General features: G+C 62.0%; 21 protein-coding genes and 1 pseudogene. 18 read left to right on the top strand and 4 right to left on the bottom strand.

From position 1 onward, the window contains the following. Positions 1-17 precede the first annotated feature (17 nt). The 4 genes and pseudogenes from AC0L26_RS23440 (at position 18) to AC0L26_RS23425 (ending at position 2,978) form a co-directional block, all read left to right on the top strand. Positions 18-1,091: a hemolysin family protein gene (locus tag AC0L26_RS23440; protein WP_473634716.1), complete on the top strand. Its 1,074-nt coding sequence runs from the start codon at positions 18-20 to the stop codon at positions 1,089-1,091. Positions 1,092-1,124: 33 nt separating this feature from the next. After that, a pseudogene (locus tag AC0L26_RS23435) lies at positions 1,125-1,310 on the top strand (VOC family protein); the annotation flags it as partial. A gap of 103 nt (positions 1,311-1,413) precedes the next feature. Continuing rightward, the gene (locus AC0L26_RS23430; protein ID WP_473634715.1) at positions 1,414-2,244 is read left to right on the top strand and encodes an alpha/beta fold hydrolase; all 831 of its coding nucleotides are present in this window, start codon (positions 1,414-1,416) and stop codon (positions 2,242-2,244) included. 191 nt (positions 2,245-2,435) lie between these two features. Further along, positions 2,436-2,978 carry an ATP-binding protein gene (locus AC0L26_RS23425; protein WP_473634714.1) on the top strand — a complete coding sequence of 181 codons (543 nt, stop codon included), beginning with the start codon at positions 2,436-2,438 and terminating at the stop codon, positions 2,976-2,978. A gap of 168 nt (positions 2,979-3,146) precedes the next feature. Here the strand turns inward: AC0L26_RS23425 and AC0L26_RS23420 are convergent, their stop codons facing one another. From AC0L26_RS23420 to AC0L26_RS23405, 4 genes are all read right to left on the bottom strand, one after another. Continuing rightward, positions 3,147-3,314: a hypothetical protein gene (locus AC0L26_RS23420; protein ID WP_473634713.1), complete on the bottom strand. Its 168-nt coding sequence runs from the start codon at positions 3,312-3,314 to the stop codon at positions 3,147-3,149. Positions 3,315-3,347: 33 nt separating this feature from the next. Then, complete coding sequence (locus tag AC0L26_RS23415; RefSeq protein WP_473634712.1) at positions 3,348-4,769, bottom strand: TRAP transporter large permease; 1,422 nt, start codon at positions 4,767-4,769, stop codon at positions 3,348-3,350. Then, entirely contained in the window at positions 4,766-5,413 is a 648-nt protein-coding gene (locus AC0L26_RS23410; protein ID WP_473634711.1) for a TRAP transporter small permease subunit, read from the bottom strand. The genes AC0L26_RS23415 and AC0L26_RS23410 overlap by 4 nt, the downstream gene beginning before the upstream one ends. A 70-nt stretch (positions 5,414-5,483) precedes the next feature. Beyond that, positions 5,484-6,614: a TRAP transporter substrate-binding protein gene (locus AC0L26_RS23405; RefSeq protein WP_352934051.1), complete on the bottom strand. Its 1,131-nt coding sequence runs from the start codon at positions 6,612-6,614 to the stop codon at positions 5,484-5,486. A gap of 208 nt (positions 6,615-6,822) precedes the next feature. Between AC0L26_RS23405 and lnt the strand changes: the two genes are divergently transcribed. The 14 genes from lnt (at position 6,823) to rpsO (ending at position 20,548) form a co-directional block, all read left to right on the top strand. After that, a complete protein-coding gene (gene lnt / locus AC0L26_RS23400; RefSeq protein WP_352934050.1) occupies positions 6,823-8,415 on the top strand; it encodes an apolipoprotein N-acyltransferase in 1,593 nt (530 codons plus the stop codon). Between the two features lie 134 nt (positions 8,416-8,549). Further along, positions 8,550-8,969, top strand: a complete 420-nt coding sequence (locus AC0L26_RS23395) for a helix-turn-helix domain-containing protein (protein ID WP_352934465.1) — start codon at positions 8,550-8,552, stop codon at positions 8,967-8,969. A 356-nt stretch (positions 8,970-9,325) separates the two neighbouring features. After that, on the top strand, positions 9,326-10,615 hold the full coding sequence (gene metK / locus AC0L26_RS23390; protein ID WP_473634710.1) for a methionine adenosyltransferase: 1,290 nt from the start codon (positions 9,326-9,328) through the stop codon (positions 10,613-10,615). Positions 10,616-10,638: 23 nt separating this feature from the next. Further along, positions 10,639-11,340: a tRNA (guanine(46)-N(7))-methyltransferase TrmB gene (gene trmB, locus AC0L26_RS23385; RefSeq protein ID WP_473634709.1), complete on the top strand. Its 702-nt coding sequence runs from the start codon at positions 10,639-10,641 to the stop codon at positions 11,338-11,340. 55 nt (positions 11,341-11,395) lie between these two features. After that, on the top strand, positions 11,396-11,854 hold the full coding sequence (locus tag AC0L26_RS23380; RefSeq protein ID WP_473634708.1) for a hypothetical protein: 459 nt from the start codon (positions 11,396-11,398) through the stop codon (positions 11,852-11,854). Between the two features lie 15 nt (positions 11,855-11,869). Continuing rightward, positions 11,870-12,514 carry a ribosome maturation factor RimP gene (gene rimP, locus AC0L26_RS23375; RefSeq protein ID WP_473634707.1) on the top strand — a complete coding sequence of 215 codons (645 nt, stop codon included), beginning with the start codon at positions 11,870-11,872 and terminating at the stop codon, positions 12,512-12,514. 50 nt (positions 12,515-12,564) lie between these two features. Next, positions 12,565-14,160, top strand: a complete 1,596-nt coding sequence (nusA, locus tag AC0L26_RS23370; protein ID WP_128243336.1) for a transcription termination factor NusA — start codon at positions 12,565-12,567, stop codon at positions 14,158-14,160. Positions 14,161-14,198: 38 nt separating this feature from the next. After that, complete coding sequence (locus AC0L26_RS23365; RefSeq protein ID WP_473634706.1) at positions 14,199-14,849, top strand: RNA-binding protein; 651 nt, start codon at positions 14,199-14,201, stop codon at positions 14,847-14,849. Further along, entirely contained in the window at positions 14,846-17,413 is a 2,568-nt protein-coding gene (gene infB, locus AC0L26_RS23360; protein ID WP_473634705.1) for a translation initiation factor IF-2, read from the top strand. Before AC0L26_RS23365 ends, infB begins: the two co-directional genes overlap by 4 nt. Before the next feature lie 124 nt (positions 17,414-17,537). After that, positions 17,538-17,975 carry a 30S ribosome-binding factor RbfA gene (gene rbfA / locus AC0L26_RS23355; RefSeq protein WP_473634704.1) on the top strand — a complete coding sequence of 146 codons (438 nt, stop codon included), beginning with the start codon at positions 17,538-17,540 and terminating at the stop codon, positions 17,973-17,975. Beyond that, on the top strand, positions 17,975-18,955 hold the full coding sequence (gene truB / locus AC0L26_RS23350; protein ID WP_473634703.1) for a tRNA pseudouridine(55) synthase TruB: 981 nt from the start codon (positions 17,975-17,977) through the stop codon (positions 18,953-18,955). Before rbfA ends, truB begins: the two co-directional genes overlap by 1 nt. Positions 18,956-18,974: 19 nt before the next feature. Next, positions 18,975-19,112 (top strand): hypothetical protein, encoded by a 138-nt coding sequence (locus AC0L26_RS23345; protein WP_473634702.1) that lies wholly within the window; start codon positions 18,975-18,977, stop codon positions 19,110-19,112. After that, positions 19,113-20,096 (top strand): magnesium/cobalt transporter CorA, encoded by a 984-nt coding sequence (corA, locus tag AC0L26_RS23340; protein WP_473634858.1) that lies wholly within the window; start codon positions 19,113-19,115, stop codon positions 20,094-20,096. A gap of 140 nt (positions 20,097-20,236) precedes the next feature. Then, entirely contained in the window at positions 20,237-20,548 is a 312-nt protein-coding gene (gene rpsO, locus AC0L26_RS23335; RefSeq protein WP_280953385.1) for a 30S ribosomal protein S15, read from the top strand. Positions 20,549-20,695: the final 147 nt, after the last annotated feature.

Here is a 20,695-nt window from a genome sequence, read left to right as displayed (position 1 = left end):
CAAATGACCGGACGACGATGAACGACAAACCAGAGACTGCCGCCCGCCCAGACGTCGGCAGTGCGACCAAGCCATCCGAACAGACGGAAGAGGGCTCTAGTCCGAGTACCACGACCGGCAGCTTCGCCAGCGAGCCATCGCCTGCCGGTCCTTCCCTGTTCGATCGCGTGCTCGGCCTGTTCAGGCAACGCAACGGCACCAGCCTGCGTGAGGAAATAGCCGACGCGCTTGCCGAAACGGCGAGCGATGCCGGCGCCTTTTCGCCCGGCGAACGGGCCATGCTCAACAACATCCTGCGCCTGCGCGAGGTGCGCGTCGAGGACGTCATGGTGCCGCGCGCCGACATCGAGGCGGTCGAGATCACGACCAACCTCGGCGATCTTCTTGGACTGTTCGAGCAGTCCGGCCATTCCCGCATGCCGGTCTATTCGGAGACGCTCGACGACCCGCGCGGCATGGTCCACATCCGCGACGTGCTCGCCCACATCACCAAGATCGCCCGCGTCAAAAGGGGCAGGACGACCAGGAAAGCCGCCGCCACCACGCTTCTCGATCTTGCCAAGGTCGATCTCGCGCGCACCATCGGCGACCTGAACCTGATCCGCCCGGTGCTTTTCGTGCCGCCGTCGATGCTTGCCTCCGATCTCATGGGACGGATGCAGGCGATGCGCACCCAGATGGCGCTGGTCATCGACGAGTATGGTGGCACCGATGGTCTGGTCTCGCTCGAAGATATCGTCGAGATGGTCGTCGGCGACATTGAGGACGAGCATGACGAGGACGAGCCGATGATCACCCAGACCGGCGAGGGCGTGTTTGTCGTCGACGGCAAGGCCGAGATCGAGGATGTAACCAAGATGATCGGCGAGGATTTCGCCGCCGGCGAGCATGGCGAATATGTCGACACGATCGGCGGCATGATCTTCAACACGCTTGGCCGTGTTCCGGCCCGCGGTGAAGTGGTGCAGGCCATACCTGGTTTCGAATTCCTTGTGCTCGACGCCGACCCGCGCCGCGTCAAGCGGGTGCGCATCGTGGAGACCCAGAAGAGCGAGCGCCGCCGGCGCGCGGCCCGCGCCGAGCAGGTTTGAAAGACGCCGCTCGCCCGATGACGATCCATCGGCGAGCATGCGCGGGCGGCGGGAGCCGAGATCGTCCAGGAGCGTGCCGACCAGTTCTATGGTGAACGGCAGTACAGGGCGCGCGATCCTGAAGGTCACGTCTGGACCTTTTCCGAGACCCGACGCTCCGTTCCATGCGAGGAGGCTGAGCGGCTGGGCAATCTGCAGATCGAAGGCTGGCACCGTTAGCGTCTCGGTCTGGATTTCAGCAACGGGTGGGGAGCGGTCTCGAACCGTATGGTTTGCGCACCAATTCGTCTGGACGCTGTCCTGAGTGCTAGGAGAATGTCTGATGTCGTGGAAACTCGATGAGACCGTGGAAACGTCTGCGGGCGCTGTGGCAGCGGGTCGATTTGGTCGGGGGCCCGCGCTTGTGCTGGCTCACGGCTGGCCGTGGTCTTCATTCTCATGGCATCGGATCATCCCAGACCTCGCAAGGCGGTATCGTGTCCATTGGTACGATATGCCCGGATACGGGCGATCCGACAAAGCCGCGGAGCAGCGCACCTCACTCGATGTGCAAGGAGAAATATTCGCCGAGATGCTTGCGCATTGGGACCTTGAGCAGCCTATGGTCGTTGCCCATGATTTCGGCGGAGCGACGACGCTACGGGCGCATTTGCTGCATGGCTGCGAGTTTGAGCGGTACGTTCTGATGAATGTCGTCGCCATGCGCCCTTGGGGATCGGAGTTCTTCGATCATGTCGGTCGCCATGTGAATGCCTTTCTGGGACTGCCGCCGCATATCCACAGAGCGGTCGTGGAGGCCTATATCAAAGGGGCGATCGTAAACGACATCGATTCCGGAGATTTCGAGAAGCTTGTCGAGCCCTGGCTTACCGAGGAGGGACGAGGAAGCTTCTATCGGCAATTCGCCCAAGCCGACGAAAAATATACCGCCGAAGTCGAGCCGGCGTTCGGGGATATCAGGTGTCCGGTAAAGATAATCTGGGGCAAGGACGATCCGTGGATCCCGCTGGAGCGAGGCAAAGCGCTTCATGCGCTGATCCCGCAGGCATCGTTCGAAACATTGCCTGGCGTCGGTCACTTACCCCAACTCGAAGCCCCGGATATCGTTCTGGAGCGGTTGAACGAATTTCTATCGCGCGACGGCGAAGACTGATGGATTCAACGTGGAGGGCGAAGAATTTTTTCCCTCGCATTTTCGATGTTGCAACGCGCGAGCAGGCCTAGCTCAAGTCACGTCGATCCGTGGCTTCCCACCAAAAACCGCGATAACTTGACGGCGCTTCGCAGGCAGACGTCCTTTTTCGCGGAAACGTCTTCGCTTGGGGCTTTGATGATGGAGACGACGTGCAGATCATGTTGATTACCGGGCCAGCGGGTGTAGGCAAGTCGACGCTCTGCTGGGAAATGGGCGCTCAACTCGCCGCAGAGAAAGTCGCCCACGCCGTCATCGAGACGGATGAACTTGATAGGGTATTTCCGCGCCCCAGTGCCGAGGATCTTGAGAGGATCTGGCCCGGAACTACCGACGTAAGCAGCATCAACCTGGCCGCTATCTGGTCGACATACCGCGCCCTCGGGCATTCGCGCCTGATTATGCCAGGCGTAATGTTACACCTTGATTTCGACCGACGGTGGATTCTTGCTGCCATACCTGATGCACGGATCACGGTGGTTCGTTTGGTCGCCAGGGAGCCCACGATATTGGCGCGTCTGGCGCAGCGTGAGATTGGGTCAGGGGCGCAAGAGCAGGTGCAGCGCTCGCTTCGACAAGCCAGGCGCATGGCGAGCGAAGATGCCGGAGGCGCGTTGGTCGTCCCCACGGACGACAAGGCGCCTCAGGAACTTGCGGAAACCATTCTGCGGAAAGTCGGCTGGCTGAAGGCATAGGGGCACTGGAATGGGTCGCCGGCTGAGGCGGTGGGCCGTTTGGAGCGTGGACGCGGCCTGAAAAATCTTCTGCCGCGACTCTCACGACTCGGAAGCCAGGACTCTCGGCGTCGTCACACTAGTTGATCGACGCTGCAGCACGCAGCTTCCCCGCCCCCAATCTGGCGATTACTTCGCGCGAGACCTCAGTTGGCTCCAGAGATCGTAGCCCGCGAGGAGGATGCCGATGCCGATTGCAACGCCCAGATCGGGATGCGGGACGAACCGGATCACGACGCCGAAAAACGCCAGGAAAACAACAAATGCCAGGATGGCCAGGATGCGGCTCAAGGTCATCTGTCGTCCTCCACTCGCCGCGGCATCCCCGTCTCAGCCCCCGTAGATCAGGTTGGGCAGCCCGTACACGATCTGCGGGAAGATGTAGATGATGACCATGCACAGGATGACGATCAGCATATAGGGCATCATTCCGCGGAAAATGTCCGAAAGCTGGACATGCGGCGGCGAAATGCCCTTGAGGTAGTAGGCCGACATAGCCATGGGTGGCGACAGAAAGGCCGTCTGAAGGTTGACTGCGACGAGCACGCCGAAAAACAGCGGATCGATCTGGAAATGCGCCAACAGCGGCAGGAAGATCGGAACGAAGATCACGATAATCTCTGTCCATTCCAGCGGCCAGCCCAGGATGAAGATGATGATCTGGGCGACGATCAGAAACATCAGCGGCGACATGTCGAGGCCGGTGACGAAATCGCTGATCAGTTGCTGGCCTCCCAGATAGGCAAAGACCGACGCGAACGTCGCGGAGCCGACGAACAGCCAGCACACCATCGCGGTCGTGCGCGCCGTCAAATAGACGGCCTCCTTCAGGCGTTGCCATGTCAGGGCCCGGTAGGCGGCGGCCAGCATGACGCCGCCGAGCGCGCCGATGGCGGCAGCCTCCGAAGGCGTGGCGAAGCCGAAGAGAATAGCACCGAGCACCGCGAGGATCAGCACCGCCAAGGGTACGAAGGAAGTCAGCAGCATCCAGCTGATTTGCACGACCGAATAGTGCCCTACCTCGTCTCTGGTCGGCTTCGGCGCCACCTGTGGCTGCAGCACCGCCTTCGCCACCACATAGATCAGATAGAGACCGGCAAGCAGCAGTCCTGGAAACAGGGCTGCCGCATACATACGGACCACCGACACACCCGCCGTCGCGCCATAGACGATGAGCAGGATGGACGGCGGAATGAGGATGCCGAGGGTCCCACCCGCGCAGATCACTCCCGAGGCATATCTGACGTCATAACGCGCCTTCAGCATGGCGGGAAACGCCAGCAAGCCCATGAGTGTCACGACCGCGCCGACAATGCCTGTGGCCGTTGCAAAAAGGGTGCAGGTAATAAGGGCAGCGACCGCCATGGAGCCAGGAACGCGCCGGGTAGCGATATAGAGGGTGCCGAAAAGACGCTCGATGATATTGGACCGCTCGACGATGTAGCCCATGAACAGGAACAGCGGGATAGCGGTCAGCACGTCGTTCGAGATCACGGAATAGGTCTGATTCACGAACAGATCGAAAATGCGGTTGTTGAAGAAGCCGCCGATCCAATGCTCCGTAAGCGTCCAGGCGTCGGCACCATCCTCAACCGCCCGTTGGTAGGGGCGCCACATCCGCCCCGGATCGAAATAAGCATAGTAGCCAAAGGCGACCCCGAGCGCCATCAAAGTGAACGCAACCGGGAAGCCAAGGAAGATCGCCAGAAGCAGAATGAGCAGCATCGCGACGGCGACCTGAGGATCGCTCATCTGTCTTCTCCGTCGCGGCGGGTTTGATTGTCGGGGTGGAGGAATGGAAGGTCGACTGCTTCCGAACCGTGATGCAGAACATCGAGCGTCTTGGCTTCCATCAGCACCTTCTCGGTCTCTTCCACGTCTTCAGCCGCGCGAGGCCATGTTCCGGTCCGTAGACAGACGACGCAGCGGAACACCTGGGCAATCCCCTGCACGAAGAGCAGGATGCCTGCCGCCACGATTACGGCCTTGAACTGGAAGATCGGAATGCCGGCCGGACTGTTTGAGCTCACCTCGAGATAGCGGAAACTGCGTGCGGCATACTTCCATCCGGCCAGAACCAGCGCCGTCACGCCTGGGAAGAAGAAGATGATGTAGAGGACAAGTTCGACCGCCGCCTGGGTGCGCGGCTTCCACAGACGGTAGATGAAGTCGCCGCGCACATGCCCGTCTCGCGACAGGGTGTAGGCGCCGGCCATCATGAACATGGTGCCATAGAGCATGTAGCTGAGGTCGAATGCCCAGGCGGTCGGCGCGCTGAACAGGTATCGCACGACAACTTCATAGCTCACGCCGAGCGTCATGATGACGACGCTCCAGGCGAACACCTTTCCAAACCATGCCGAAAGTTCATCGGCGAATGCAATGTAACGGAGCATGTGCAGGGTTCCGTCAGGTACAATCCGGCGGTCGGGAAGACCGCCGGATCTGCCGAAGCGGAGGCGCGAATTAGAGCTTCAGCTTGCCGGGGAAATGATGTTCATATGCCAGTGTCAGGTCGGCTGAATTCATGAGCTCGTAATAGACAACACGTTCGACCCATTGGCGCTGGCTGTCGAGCACCCGCTTCATGAACTCATCCGCCTCCAGCGTCGGGATGATCTTGTCCCAAGCCTGGAGTTGTGCGTCGAGAATCTCCTTGGAGGTGCGGTGCACGGCGACACCGTGCTCGGTCTGCAGTTTCTGCAGGTCGGCCGAATAGTTGTCGAGGGCGACTGCGGTGGTCGCAGTGCTGGCCGCCTCCACGCCATATTCGAGAATGGCCTTCAAATCGTCGTCGAGGTCGTCGAACACGTCCTTGTTGAACAGGAATTCGAACGACTCGCTCGCCTGATGATAGGACGACAAGATATAGTTCTTGGCGACGTCCTGCGAACCGAAGCGAAGGTCGGATGACGGATTGTTGAATTCGAAAGCGTCGATAACTCCGCGCTCCATGGCGGGCACGATTTCACCGCCGGGCAGCTGCGCCACGCTAAGGCCGAGGTTTTGCATGAGATCGGCGGCAAGACCCACCGTCCGGTACTTGAATCCCTGCAATTCCGAGGTGGTCGTGACAGGATTCTTGAACCAGCCGAACGGCTGCGCAGGCATCGGGAAGCCATAGAAGCCGACCACGTTGAGCCCCATGATGTCCTGCGTCAGCTCGCGGTAGAGGTCTTTGCCGCCGCCCTGGTGGAACCAGGCGAGCATGGTGGTGGCGCTGCCGCCAAACACAGGGCCAGTTCCGAATAGCGACGCGGCCTTGTGCTTGCCGTACCAGTAGACGGGGACGGTGTGCGCGGCGTCGATGACCCCGTCATTGACGCCATCCAGCACCTGGAACGCGCCCACGACCGCACCCGCGGGCAGGAGCTCGAACTTCAACCGGCCGCCCGACATTTTTTCGACGCGCTCTATGTATAGCCGGGCGAAATCCATCCAGATGTCCGACGCGGGCCAGGAGGTCTGCATCTTGATGGTCACCGGCGCCTGCGCCAGCACGGCCGGGGCCGAGAGCGTCGTCGCTGCGGCCGCACCGGCCGTGATGGCGGTGGACTTTTCCAGGAACCTACGACGCGAGAGTTTGTTGTCGGACATTTATTCCTCCCATAGTTGCAAAATCTTCTCCCACAAGGAGAATATGCGAACTCGCCCCTTGCGCAACCAGTTTCGCCGCAAACGGGCTTCCGTTCGGGATCGTGCGCCGAAATTCAATCCGGCGCGCCGGCTGAATCGCTGGCCGTTTGGAGCGCGGACTGCGGCCTGATAAATCTTGCTCCGTGATTCGCACGACTCGGAAGCATTGATGAAGCGCCTGGCCGGCCGGATAATTCTGCTGTGGGGCTGGCGCCGCGCGCTTGTGGCATTTCTTGCTGGGGCGCTGGCGGTTCTTGCCCAGGCGCCTTACGATTTCTTCGCCGTCTGTTTCGTTTCGTTTCCGCTGCTGGTCTGGCTCCTCGACGGCGCGACCGGCGAAGCCTCCGACGGCTGGTTCCGGCGTTTGCGGCCGGCCTTCGCCATCGGCTGGTGGTTCGGCTTCGGTTATTTTCTCGCCGGCCTGTGGTGGATCGGCTCGGCGCTTCTGGTCGAGGCCGACAGTTTCGCCTGGGCACTTCCCTTCGCCGTCGTCGGAATTCCGCTGGCGCTCGCCTTTTTCTACGGCTTCGCGACCGCGGTTGCCCGGCTGCTGTGGAGCAACGACATCGGCCGCATCGCTGCCCTTGCCTTCGGCTTCGGCCTGGCGGAATGGCTGCGCGATTTTCTGTTCACCGGCTTTCCCTGGAATGCCGTCGGCTACGCAGCGATGCCGGTGCCTTTGCTCATGCAGAGCGTGTCGGTGACCGGCATGATCGGCATGAACGCGCTGGCGGTCTTCGTCTTTGCATTGCCGGCTCTTCTTGCGGCGCGCCGGCATGTCCGCCTGGGGGCAGCGCTGCTTGTCGCTCTCGTCGCCGTCCATGTCGGCTTCGGCTTTATCAGGCTTGCCGCCAAGGTCGAGCCCGCAACCCGCGCAATCGACGTCCGCATCGTGCAGCCGGCCGTCGATCTCAGCGAGAAATGGGACGCTTCGGTGCCCGACCGGATCTTCGCCACACTGATGGGGCTTTCGGCCAAGTCGCCTGAGGCTGGCCATGACAAGCCGCAATTGATCCTGTGGCCGGAAACCTCCGTGCCGTTTTTTTTCGCCCAACGTCCCGATGCGCTGGCCGCGCTGGGAGAAATGCTTGGCGACGGCCAAATGCTGATCGCCGGCGTTGTCCGGGAAGAGGGCGGCTCGGCGGCGAACGCCGACAGGCGGTACTACAATTCGGTGGTGGCGATCGACGACAAGGGAGAAATCACTGACGCCGTCGACAAGGTCCATCTGGTGCCCTTTGGCGAATATCTGCCTTTTGCCGACCTGCTTGGCCGCCTCGGGCTCAAACAGCTCGTCGCCGGGCCGATGACCTACGCGGCGGGCAATGAGCGGCACCCCATCGCGCTGCCCGGCGGCATCCGCGCGCTTCCATTCATTTGCTACGAAGTCATCTTTCCCGATCTGGTAGCGGTTGACGCTACGTCAGCTGAGCTTATTGTGAATGTCACGAACGACGCGTGGTTCGGTGACACGCCGGGTCCATACCAGCATTTCAGGCAGGCGCAGATTCGTGCGGTGGAGAACGGGGTGCCCTTGTTGCGCGCAGCCAATAACGGCATCTCCGCTGTAGTTGATCCGCGCGGGCAGATCCTCGATGCGCTGGCGATCGACGCACGCGGAGCCATCGATGTCGATGTGCCGATTTCCAATCAAGCCGTCGTTTCTTCCAGCCAAAGACGCATTAACGGACTGCTGATCATGTTGCTGTTTGCCTTGGCTGCCTTCACCTCGAATGTAAGGCAAAGGCTACGGGTGAATTGACAGTCGACACATTAGAAACTCATACTGTAACGGCCTAAAATTTCTCGAAGTCGGTACGTCGTTGTGTTGGGGCACTGGCCGCCGGCTTTGTTTGGGCAAAAAACACAAGGCCGGAAAAATTCGGCGAGGAAAAAATGACAGAAGAGAACAAGAAGAAGCCGAATCCTATCGACATCCATGTCGGGAGTCGCATCAGACTTCGCCGCAACATGTTGGGAATGAGTCAGGAGAAGCTGGGCGAGAACCTCGGCATAACGTTTCAGCAGATACAGAAATACGAGAAGGGGACCAATCGCGTAGGCGCCAGCCGTTTGCAGGCAATCGCCTCGATACTCGGCGTGCCTGTCGCTTTCTTTTTCGAGGACGCGCCGGGCCAGGAAGCGGTGGGCAACCGTGGATTTGCCGAAGATACGTCGATGGCTTTTGCCGTCGAATTCTGCGGCAGTCCTGAAGGTCTCCAACTCAACCGGGCCTTCGTCAAAATCGCCGACGTGAAGATACGCCGCAAGATCATTGAGCTTGTGAAGGCCCTTTCCGCCGACGAAGTCGATTGACTGGGCAGGTTGATCTGAGCCGATCGATTTGGCGGGCCGTTTAAAAGCCGGAAAATGGTGAGCCCGTCTTAGCAGGCTCGCAATTCTCGCGATCTCGCGTGTCAAGGAATTTAGATCCGGCAGCCAGGCCGCAGATGGAATCGATTTTGCTCGATACCCATACTCAAAGTCCCTTTTCATCAAAATGTTGGAGCTTAGCCCGCTGGCGGCATCCTGCCGCCGGTCACAGTGGCACAAGATAATAGCGCGATTTTGATGCCAGAATGGCCGCACCGCTTGACGAGCGCCGTCCGGCACCGTTAACACGTGGCGCGCCAATCGGCAGCTTGCCGATATTTTTTCAAGAGGGGACACCCGTGACGCGGCAAAACTATCTATTCACCTCGGAATCCGTTGCCGAGGGCCATCCCGACAAAGTCTGCGATCGCATCTCCGACGAGATCGTCGATCTGGTCTATCGCGAGGCAAGAAAGACCGGCATGGATCCCTGGAAGGTTCGCGTCGCCTGCGAAACGCTGGCGACCACGAATCGCGTCGTCATCGCCGGCGAGGTGCGCGTTCCCGAGACGCTGCTCAAGAAGGACAAAGCCGGCAACATCCTGATAGATGCCGCCGGTCATCCGCTCGTCAACCCGGCGAAGTTCAAGTCGGCCGCTCGCAAGGCGATCCGTGAAATCGGCTATGAACAGGCCGGTTTCCACTGGAAGACGGCAAAGATCGAGGTTCTGCTGCACGGCCAGTCGCCGGATATCGGACAGGGCGTCGACAATGCCTCCGATCGGCAAGGCGAGGAAGGGGCCGGCGACCAGGGCATCATGTTCGGTTATGCCTGCCGCGAGACACCGGATCTGATGCCGGCGCCGATTTACTACAGCCACAAGATCCTCGAATTGCTGGCCGCCGCGCGCCATGAGGGCAACGGCGATGCCGGCCGGCTCGGGCCCGATGCCAAGAGCCAGGTCACCGTCCGTTATGTCGACGGCAAGGCGGCGGAAGTGACGCAGATTGTCTTGTCCACCCAGCATCTCGACGCCAGCTGGGATTCGAAGAAGGTCCGCAACGTCGTCGAGCCCTATATCCGCGAGGCGCTGGGCGAGCTGAAGATCGCCGACAGCTGCAATTGGTACATCAACCCGACGGGTAAGTTTGTCATTGGCGGGCCCGACGGCGATGCCGGTCTGACCGGCCGCAAGATCATCGTCGACACTTACGGCGGTGCGGCGCCTCACGGCGGCGGTGCTTTTTCCGGCAAGGACACCACTAAGGTCGACCGTTCCGCGGCCTATGCGGCGCGCTACCTCGCCAAGAACGTGGTGGCGGCGAAGCTCGCCGATCGCTGCACCATCCAGCTTTCTTATGCCATTGGCGTCGCCCAGCCGCTGTCGGTCTATGTCGACCTGCACGGCACCGGCAAGGTCGATGAGGCGAAGCTCGAGCAAGCGCTTCGCACCGTGATGGACCTGTCGCCGTCTGGCATCCGCCGTCATCTCGATCTCAACAAGCCGATTTACGCCAAGACGTCATCCTACGGCCATTTCGGCCGCAAGGCCGGCCGCGACGGGTCTTTCTCCTGGGAGAAGACCGACCTCGCCAAGGCGCTCAAGGACGCACTCGCAGAATCGACAGCCGAAGCAGTCGCGGCCTAGCCGCAGCGCCGGGATCCGAAGACATGGATCCGAAAGATCGGCCAAGCCGCGCGACCGAAGCGTTTTTCGGTCGCCGGCGCGGCAAGACCATCCGACCGCAGCAGGCGGCGGCATTGGAAAGCGGCTTCAGCACCTACCGGCTCGATCTGACGGCCGGACCGCCGCACGAACTGCGCAGCCTGTTCGACGCCGATGTCCGTGCCATTCACCTTGAAATTGGTTTCGGTGGCGGCGAGCACCTGCTGCATCGGGCGACGGCGGTTCCTGAGACCGGTTTTGTCGGCGTCGAGCCTTTCGTCAATGGCATGGCCAAGATGATGATGGCGGTCGTGAAACGGCCGCTTGCCAATCTTCGGGTTTATGACGACGACGCCACGCGCCTGCTCGACTGGCTCCCGCAAGCCTCACTCGACGGCATCGACCTGCTCTATCCCGATCCCTGGCCGAAGAAGAAACACTGGAAGCGCCGCTTCGTCAGTCCGGTCAATCTCGACCGTTTCGCGCGCGTCCTGAAGTCAGGCGGAAAATTCCGCTTTGCTTCCGATATCGATAGCTATGTGAACTGGACGCTGCTGCACTGCCGGGTACATGGTGCCTTTGCGTGGCAGGCCGAAGAGGCAGCCGACTGGTATCGGCCCTATGAGGGCTGGCCGGGCACGCGCTACGAGGCAAAGGCCATTCGTGAAGGCCGCCGGCCGGCGTATCTCACCTTCGTCCGAAGATAGGTATGTTGCGTTAATCAGCGCGCATTGCGCGCTTCGCCGTCAACCAGGACCAAGGATGTCCTCGCCTGCGTCACCGGTCTTAGAAGCGGCCGATCTTATCGAAGGCGGCCGGATCAACGCCGAGATTGCGCAGATCGTGCGCGCGCGGCTTGCGGCCGGCTTCGACGGCCTGCGAAGCCGAGACGGCGCTGCCGAACACGGCGAAGAAATCGCCGATGGCCGAGAAAACCTTGCGGTTGGTCATGATATGCCCTTTCGCCTGCTGCAATGCGTGATTGAATTTGTGCAGCGCAACATAGATAAGCGCGTATTGCCTGATGTCACAGGGGCGTTGCCGCAGGGCCGCCATGCGTCCTGTGCAAGGCTGTCGCCTCCGGCACTTTCGCCCTGCCCTGCATGCGGACTTGAAACGACGGCGGCGATCGTCTATATCAGCTTCAAATTCTTGGTCGGTATGGCGAAGAGTGGGTCCACCCGGTCCCGCTCTTTTTTATTACCCTCCGACCACCAATGACACGACAGGAATCGAATGACTGCAACGGCAACCGACAGCGACGACCGCATCATCCGCGAAAGCGGCATCGATGCGCGCATCGCGCTGATCGTGCAGCCGGTGCTGCGTGCCATCGGCTTCCGCCTCGTCAGGGTACATCTGACGGGCCAGAACGGGCTGACGCTGCAGATCATGGCCGAACGCGAGGACGGCACCATGACCGTCGAGGATTGCGAAGAGGTCAGCCGGGCAGTGTCGCCGGCGCTCGATGTCGATGATCCGATCGAAAAGGCGTATCATCTTGAAGTGTCGTCGCCGGGTATCGACCGGCCGCTGGTCCGCAAATCGGATTTTGCAACCTGGACGGGCCATCTGGTGAAGATGGAAACCTCGGTCCTTGTCGCCGACCGCAAACGCTTCAAGGGCAAGATCGCCGAGAGCGACGCAGACGGCGTGCTGATCGAGCGCGACAAGCCGGCCTATGGCGAGGAGCCGACAGTGCGCGTGCCCTATGATGCGATTGCTGAAGCGCGGCTGATCCTGACCGACGATCTTATTCGCGATGCACTGTCGAAGGACAACAGGGCACGCAAGGAAGCCAAGAAGCGCCGCGGCGAACCCGAAGACACGCCAGAGGGCGGGGAAGCGGGCGCGGAAGATGAAACCGAACAGGAAATGTGATTGGGCTGCCGGGGCGCTAAAGGCTCGGCAACAAGCTCGGGAGAAAAAAGATGGTTGTAAGCGCCAACAGGCTTGAACTGCTGCAGATCGCCGACGCGGTCGCGCGTGAAAAGTCGATCGACAAGTCGATCGTCATCGCCGCCATGGCCGATGCGATCCAAAAGGCTGCGCGCTCGCGCTATGGCCAGGAAACCAATATCCGTGCCGACATCAATCCGAACACCGGCGAGATGAAGCTGCAGCGGCTGATGGAAGTGGTCGAGAAGGTCGACGACTATGCGACGCAGATCGCCATTTCCTCGGCGCGCGAGCGCAATCCCGACGCGCAGCTCGGCGACTTCATTGCCGAACAGCTGCCGCCCATGGATTTCGGCCGCATCGCGGCCCAGTCGGCCAAGCAGGTCATCGTGCAGAAGGTGCGCGAGGCCGAGCGTGACCGCCAGTATGACGAGTACAAGGACCGCATCGGCGAGATCGTCAACGGCACCGTCAAGCGCGTCGAATATGGCAACGTCATCGTTGATCTCGGCCGCGGCGAGGCGATCATCCGTCGCGACGAGCTGATCCCGCGCGAAAACTACAAATATGGCGATCGCGTCCGCGCCTATGTCTATGACGTGCGCCGCGAGCAGCGCGGCCCGCAGATCTTCCTGTCGCGCACCCATCCGCAGTTCATGGCGAAGCTGTTCACCATGGAAGTGCCCGAAATCTACGACGGCATCATCGAAATCAAGTCGGTCGCTCGTGATCCGGGTTCGCGCGCCAAGATCGCCGTCATCTCGCGTGACAGTTCCATCGATCCGGTCGGCGCCTGCGTCGGTATGCGCGGCAGCCGCGTTCAGGCGGTGGTCGGCGAATTGCAAGGCGAGAAGATCGACATCATTCCGTGGTCGCCTTCGGCCGCGTCCTTCATCGTCAACGCCCTGCAGCCGGCGGAAGTCGCCAAGGTCGTGCTCGACGAGGACGCCGAACGCATCGAGGTCGTGGTGCCGGACGACCAGCTGTCGCTGGCCATCGGCCGTCGCGGCCAGAACGTCCGGCTTGCCTCGCAGCTCACCGGCTGGGATATCGACATCCTGACCGAGCAGGAAGAGAGCGAGCGCCGCCAGAAGGAGTTCGTCGAACGCTCGGCGCTGTTCATGGATGCGCTCAACGTCGACGAGATGGTCGGCCAGGTGCTGGCCTCCGAAGGCTTCACCAGCGTCGAGGAAGTTGCCTATGTCGACGCCGACGAGATCGCGTCGATCGACGGCTTCGACGAGGACACCGCTTCGGAAATCCAGGCCCGCGCCCGCGAGTACCTGGAGAAGATCGAAGCCGAGCATGACGAGAAGCGCAAGGCGCTGGGCGTCGAGGACGAGCTGCGTGAGATTCCCGGCGTGACCACCGCCATGATGGTGACGCTCGGCGAGGACGGCGTGAAGACGATCGAGGATTTCGCCGGCTATGCGGCTGACGACCTGACCGGCTGGAAGGAACGCAAGGACGGCGAGACGAAGGTGTTCCCCGGTGTGCTCGCCAGCCACGGCGTGTCGCGCGCCGATGCCGAGCAGATGGTTCTGGCCGCCCGCCTCAAGGCCGGCTGGATCACCGAAGACGAGCTAGCAGCCGAAGACGTGCCGGCTGACGAAGCCGTTGGTGCGTGAGGTGAAACCGCATCGCACACAACCCGCCCTTGGACGAGATGAACGATCGCACTTGCATCGTTACGCGCAGACAGGCCGAACCGGATGAACTGATCCGTTTCGTCGTCGGCCCGGATTCGGCCGTCGTTCCGGATATCAAGAAAAACCTGCCCGGCCGCGGTTGCTGGGTGACGGCCGACCGCCTACATATCGACAAGGCGGCAGCGAAAAACCTGTTCGCCCGCGCCTTCAAGGCGCAGGTGACCGTGCCGACCGATCTCGGCGGCATGGTCGACGGGCTGCTTTCCAGATCCGCTCTGGGCATGCTCGGTCTTGCCCGCAAGGCAGGCGCGATCGCGCTCGGCGCCACCAAGGTCGAGAGCGCGGTGCGTGGTGGGCTGGCGCTTTTCGTGTTGCATGCGACCGAGGCGTCAGATGACGGCGTCCGCAAGATCAGCCAGGCGCGACGGGCAACCGTCCACCTTGGTGGCCCCGCCATCGTTGCCTACAAACTTTTCTCCGAGGCCGAGTTGAGCTTGGCATTGGGGGGTACAAATGTGATACATGCTGCCGTTCTCGCGGGAGACGCGGGCAGGGCGGTCCAGAAGCGCATGGTTGCGCTCGACCGGTATCGGGGCGGTTCCCCGGACGATCTGGCAATGCTTGCGGCCGTTGCTGACGAAGATGATGCCGCAGAGGATATGGAATGAGCGATACGAAATCGGGCGACGACAAGACGTTGAGTGTGACGCCGAAGAAGACCTTGACGCTGAAGCGCCCCGGTACGGAACAGGGCATCGTGCGCCAGAGCTTCTCGCATGGCCGCACTAAGGCGGTCGTGGTCGAGACCAAGAAGCGCAAGTTCTCGCTGCCCGGCGACAAGCCGGAGCCGGCCGCTGCCCCTGTGTCTGTCTTCACGCCGAAGCCGCCGGTTGCGGCAGCGCCTGTCGTGCAGGAAGCGCCCAAGGCGCCGCCGCCTCCGCCGCCTGTTGAACGCGGCGGCATGGTGCTGAACGAATTGTCGCGCAATGAGATGGAGGCGCGCCGCAGGGCCCTGGAGGGTTCGAAGGTGCGCGACGTCGAGGATCGCCAGCGCGCCATCGACGAGGCCAAGCGCCGCGCCGAGGATGAAGAGCGCCGCCGTCGCGAGCGCGAGGAATCCGCGCGCCGCCAGGCCGAGGAAGAAGCCCGACTGCAGGCCGAAGCCGAGTCCCGCCGGCGGGCCGAAGAAGAGGCGCGCCGCCGCGCGCCGCTGGCCGCCGAACTGGCGACAGCCGACGACGAGGACATCAAGCCGAAGCGGACCGGCGCCGGTGCCCCGGTGCGCCGTCCGGTCACGCCCGAAGTGGCGCGCCCGGCCAAGCCGACCAAGGGCGAAGAAGATCGCCGCCGCGGCAAGCTGACGCTGAATGCCGCACTTTCCGATGAGGATGCGCGTGCACGTTCGCTGTCGTCGATGCGTCGGCGCCAGGAGAAATTCAAGCGCGCGCTGCATAACGAACCGCGCGAGAAAGTCATGCGCGAAGTGATACTGCCCGAAACCATCACCATCCAGGAACTGGCGCAGCGCATGTCCGAGCGCGCCGTCGATGTGGTCAAGTTCTTCATGAAACAGGGCCAGATCCTCAAGCCGGGCGACGTCATCGACGCCGACACGGCCGAGCTGGTCGCCACCGAATTCGGCCACACGGTTCGCCGCGTCGCCGAGTCCGACATCGAGGAAGGCCTGTTCAACATCGCCGATCGTCCCGAAGATCTCGAGCCGCGTCCGCCGGTGGTGACCATCATGGGCCATGTCGACCACGGCAAGACGTCGCTGCTCGATGCCATCCGCAATGCCAATGTCGTGTCCGGCGAGGCCGGCGGCATCACCCAGCATATCGGCGCCTACCAGGTCGAGAAGAACGGTCACAAGATCACCTTCATCGACACGCCCGGCCACGCCGCCTTCACGGCGATGCGCGCCCGCGGGGCTCAGGCGACGGATATCGCCATCCTCGTGGTTGCGGCCGACGACAGCGTGATGCCGCAGACGATCGAATCGATCAGCCATGCCAAGGCGGCCGGCGTTCCGATCATCGTGGCGATCAACAAGATCGACAAGCATGACGCCGACCCGCAGAAGGTGCGCTCGGAACTGTTGCGCCACGAAGTCTTCGTCGAATCGATGGGCGGCGAGGTGCTGGATGTCGAAGTGTCGGCGACCAAGGGCACCAATCTCGACAAGCTGCTCGAAGCGATCCTGCTGCAGGCCGAAATCCTCGACCTGAAGGCAAATCCGGACCGTACCGCCGAGGGCGTCGTCATCGAAGCCCAGCTCGACAAGGGCCGCGGTCCCGTCGCCACCGTTCTGGTCCAGACCGGCACGCTGATGCCTGGCGACATCCTGGTTGCCGGCAACGAATGGGGCCGGGTGCGTGCGCTGGTCAATGACCGTGGCGGTCAGATCAAGGAAGCGCCTCCGGCGATGCCGGTAGAAGTGCTCGGTCTGCAGGGAACCCCGCAGGCCGGCGACCGTTTCGCCGTGGTCAACAATGAGGCCCGCGCCCGCGAGATCACCGAGTACCGCCAGCGTCTGGCGCGCGAGAAGGCGGTGGCCAGGCATGCCGGCCAGCGTGGCTCGCTCGAACAGATGATGTCGCAACTGCAGACGAGCGGGCTGAAGGAATTCCCGCTGGTCATCAAGGGCGACGTGCAGGGCTCGATCGAGGCAATCAACGCGGCGCTGGACAAGCTCGGCACCGACGAGGTTCGTGCGCGCATCGTCCATGCGGGTGCTGGCGGCATCACCGAAAGCGATGTGTCGCTGGCGGAAACCTCGGGTGCCGCAATCATCGGCTTCAACGTTCGCGCCAATGTGCAGGCGCGCGCGGCTGCCGCGGCGGCAGGCATCGAGATCCGCTACTACTCGATCATCTACAACCTCGTGGATGACGTGAAGGCAGCGCTCTCCGGCCTGCTCTCGCCGGAGCGTCGCGAGACCTTCATCGGTAATGCCGAGATCCTCGAGATCTTCGACATCACCAAGGTCGGCAAGATCGCCGGCTGCCGTGTCACCGAAGGCAAGGTCGAGCGCGGCGCGGGCGTTCGCCTGATCCGCGACAACGTCGTCATCCACGAAGGCACGCTGAAGACTCTGAAGCGCTTTAAAGACGAAGTTGCGGAAGTCCCGGGCGGCCAGGAATGCGGCATGGCTTTCCAGAACTATGAAGACATGCGCGTCGGTGACGTCATCGAGTGCTTCCGCGTCGAGATGGTGACCAGGACGCTCTGAGTTCGAGCATCTTGCGTTCGAGCATCTACTGAGACCGGGCGGTGGTCGAAAGACCGCCGCCCAAACCATATGAGACATGCGGCGCGGTCCCATCCCGCGCTTCACGATTTCAGGATAGAGAAAAATGCCCCGTTCAACCACGTCAGGCCCATCCCAGCGCATGCTGCGCGTCGGCGAACAGGTGCGCCATGCACTGTCGGAAACCTTGCAGCGCGGCGAGATCATCGATCCGCTGATCGAGAATGCCGTGGTTTCGGTCTCCGAAGTGCGCATGTCGCCCGATCTGAAGATCGCCACGGCCTTCGTCTCGCCGCTCGGCGCAAGTGATCCCGATGCGGTGGTCGAGGCGCTCAACAGGCATGCGAAATTCGTCCGCGGCCGCGTCTCCGGCGCACTCCGGCAGATGAAGTACATGCCGGAATTCCGTTTCCGGCTCGACACCAGCTACGACAATTTCCAGAAGATCAACGAATTGCTTCACTCGCCAGAGGTGGCGCGTGATCTCGGCGCAGATGCCCAGATTGACGACCAGAATAAAGACAACGACAAGGACGAAAAATAGTGGCGCGTCGCGGCAAGAAGAAGGGCCGGCCGATCTCCGGCTGGCTGGTGCTGGACAAGCCCGTCGGCATGGGTTCGACCGAAGCCGTCTCCAAGATCAAATGGCTGTTCCAGGCGGAAAAGGCCGGTCATGCCGGCACGCTCGACCCGCTCGCTTCCGGCATGCTGCCGATCGCGCTCGGTGAAGCGACTAAGACCGTGCCCTATGTCCAGGATGGCGCCAAGGTCTACCGCTTCACCGTTGCCTGGGGTGAGGAGCGTTCGACCGATGATCTCGAAGGGCCGGTGACGAAAAGCTCCGACCAGCGTCCGGCAGAAGCCGATGTGCTTTTGCTGATGCCGACATACACCGGCGTCATCATGCAGACGCCGCCGCAGTTCTCGGCCATCAAGATCGCAGGCGAGCGTGCGTATGACCTTGCCCGCGACGGCGCGACGGTCGACATCCCGGCGCGGGAAGTCGAGATTGGCCGTCTCGACCTAATCGAGCACAATGCCGATCGCAGCATTTTCGAGGTCGAATGCGGCAAGGGCACCTATGTGCGCTCGCTGGCCCGCGACATGGGCCGCGACCTCGGCTGTTTCGGTCACATCGCCGAATTGCGTCGGATCGAGGTTGAGCCGTTCACGCAGGAAGACTTCGTCACCATCGCCGAGTTGGAAGCCGCCCGCTTTGGCGAACGGGGCGACGAGGATCCGGATACGGCCGATGGTGCATCTGACGCTCCCGATCTGCCGGTCGATTTCGACGCAATCGACGCGCTTCTGGTCGATACATCAGCCGCGCTCGACTGCCTGCCGCAGATCGCGATCAGCGACGACGCGGCAACAAAAATCCGCCTCGGCAATCCGGTCATCATTCGTGGCCGCGACGCGCCGGTGGAAGCCGAGGAAGCCTGCGCCACGGCACGCGGCAAACTGGTCGCCATCGGAGCCATCGAGCAAGGCATGTTCAAGCCGAAGCGGGTCTTTGCCGGGTGAGCCCCGTCGTCTAGTCTCGATGAGACTCGAACATCCGAGGGGGCACATGGCAAAGGCCGAGACGATCAAGAAGCGGGCGCCGGTGACAGCACGGCGGCCGCCGGTCGGCGCGTCGCCGGGCACGCTGATCGCCGACCCGGCCGCGAGGCGTAGCTAACTGCGACTGACCCTGATGTCGCCCGACAAATTCGAGACAATCGAAGATGCCAGCATCGACGACGTCAAAGCCAGTTGCGACACATGGCCGGTCATCTGGCTCGACTGTACCGGTCTCGCCAACATCCCGCTAATCGAGGAGATCGGCCGGATTTTCAGCTTGCATCCGCTGGCGCTTGAAGACGTCGTCAACACCGGCCAGCGGCCGAAGGTGGACTTCTTCGAGGACCATGCCTTTGTCGTCGTCAGGATGATCGACGACGTCACCGCGCATCGTTACGAGCAGATCGCCGTCTTCTTCGGCAAGAACTTCGTCGTCACCTTCCAGGAACGCGAAGGCGATCCGTTCGATCCCGTGCGCAAGCGCATCGAAAGCTCGATGCCCAATCGGTTGCGCGCACGCGGCGCAGACTATCTCGCCTATGCGCTGATCGACGCCATCGTCGACAGCTATTTCCCGCCGATCGAGACTGCCGGCGAATTGGTCGACAGCATCGAGGACCAGATGCTGCGCGCGGCGGACAAGCACCAGATGCGGCGGCTTCACGAGTTGCGGCGCGACGCCAACGTGCTGAAGGGGGTGCTTTGGCCGATGCGCGATGCGCTGGCGACGCTGATCCGCAACGATGTGCCTTATGTGAAGGCTGAAACCAAGGTCTTCCTGAACGACACGCTCGATCACTCGCTCAGGCTCATCGAACTGGTCGAAACCCAGCGCGACATGCTGACCGGCCTAATCGAGATGCACCTGTCGCTGAGTCAGGCGCGTACCAGCGACGTCATCAGCGTCCTGACGATCATTTCGGCAATTTTCATCCCGCTCACCTTTCTCGTCGGCGTCTGGGGCATGAATTTCGACCCCGAAAGCTCGCCGTGGAACATGCCCGAATTGAAGGCCCAGTACGGCTACCCGGCGGCGCTCGTGTTCATGGCGCTTATCGCGCTCGGGCTCATCGCTTTCTTCAGATGGAGGAAGTGGTTATAGCCGAAGGGAAATCTCCGTTTGTGCATCAAAAAGCCGGCTTGTGAATTGGGCTGGTGTTTTTGCCTGAATTGCACTATATGCGCCGCAGCATCGTGCAATGACACGTTGCTTGTACCGGCCCCTGCTGGACGACATCCCGGCTGAGGGCGTCCCGTTTCCTCAAACAGATAAGGAAAAACACGATGTCGATTACTGCCGAGCGCAAAAAAGAATTGATGGGTGAATTCGCAACCGCCAAGGGCGACACCGGGTCTCCGGAAGTCCAGGTGGCCATCCTTTCCGAGCGCATCAAGAACCTGACCGACCACTTCAAGGACCACAAGAAGGATAACCATTCCCGCCGTGGTCTGCTCGCTCTCGTCTCCCAGCGCCGCAGCCTGCTTGACTATCTCAAGCGCAAGGATGACGCGCGCTATCAGACGCTGATCGAGAAGCTCGGTCTGCGCCGTTGACGAATTGACCGGGGGGGGGGGTGGGGGGGGCCCCCGGGGGGGGGGGGGGGGGGGGGGTTTTTGGGGGGGGGGGGGCGGGGGGTGGGGGGGGGGGGGGGGCCGGGCCCGGCCGCGGGGGGGGGGGAATGGTGGTATTTGGGCGGGGGG

Source organism: Mesorhizobium sp. WSM4823, assembly GCF_055811195.1.
The sequence above is the reverse complement of the archived record's forward strand: the minus strand, read 5'-3'. Positions and strand labels throughout refer to the sequence as shown.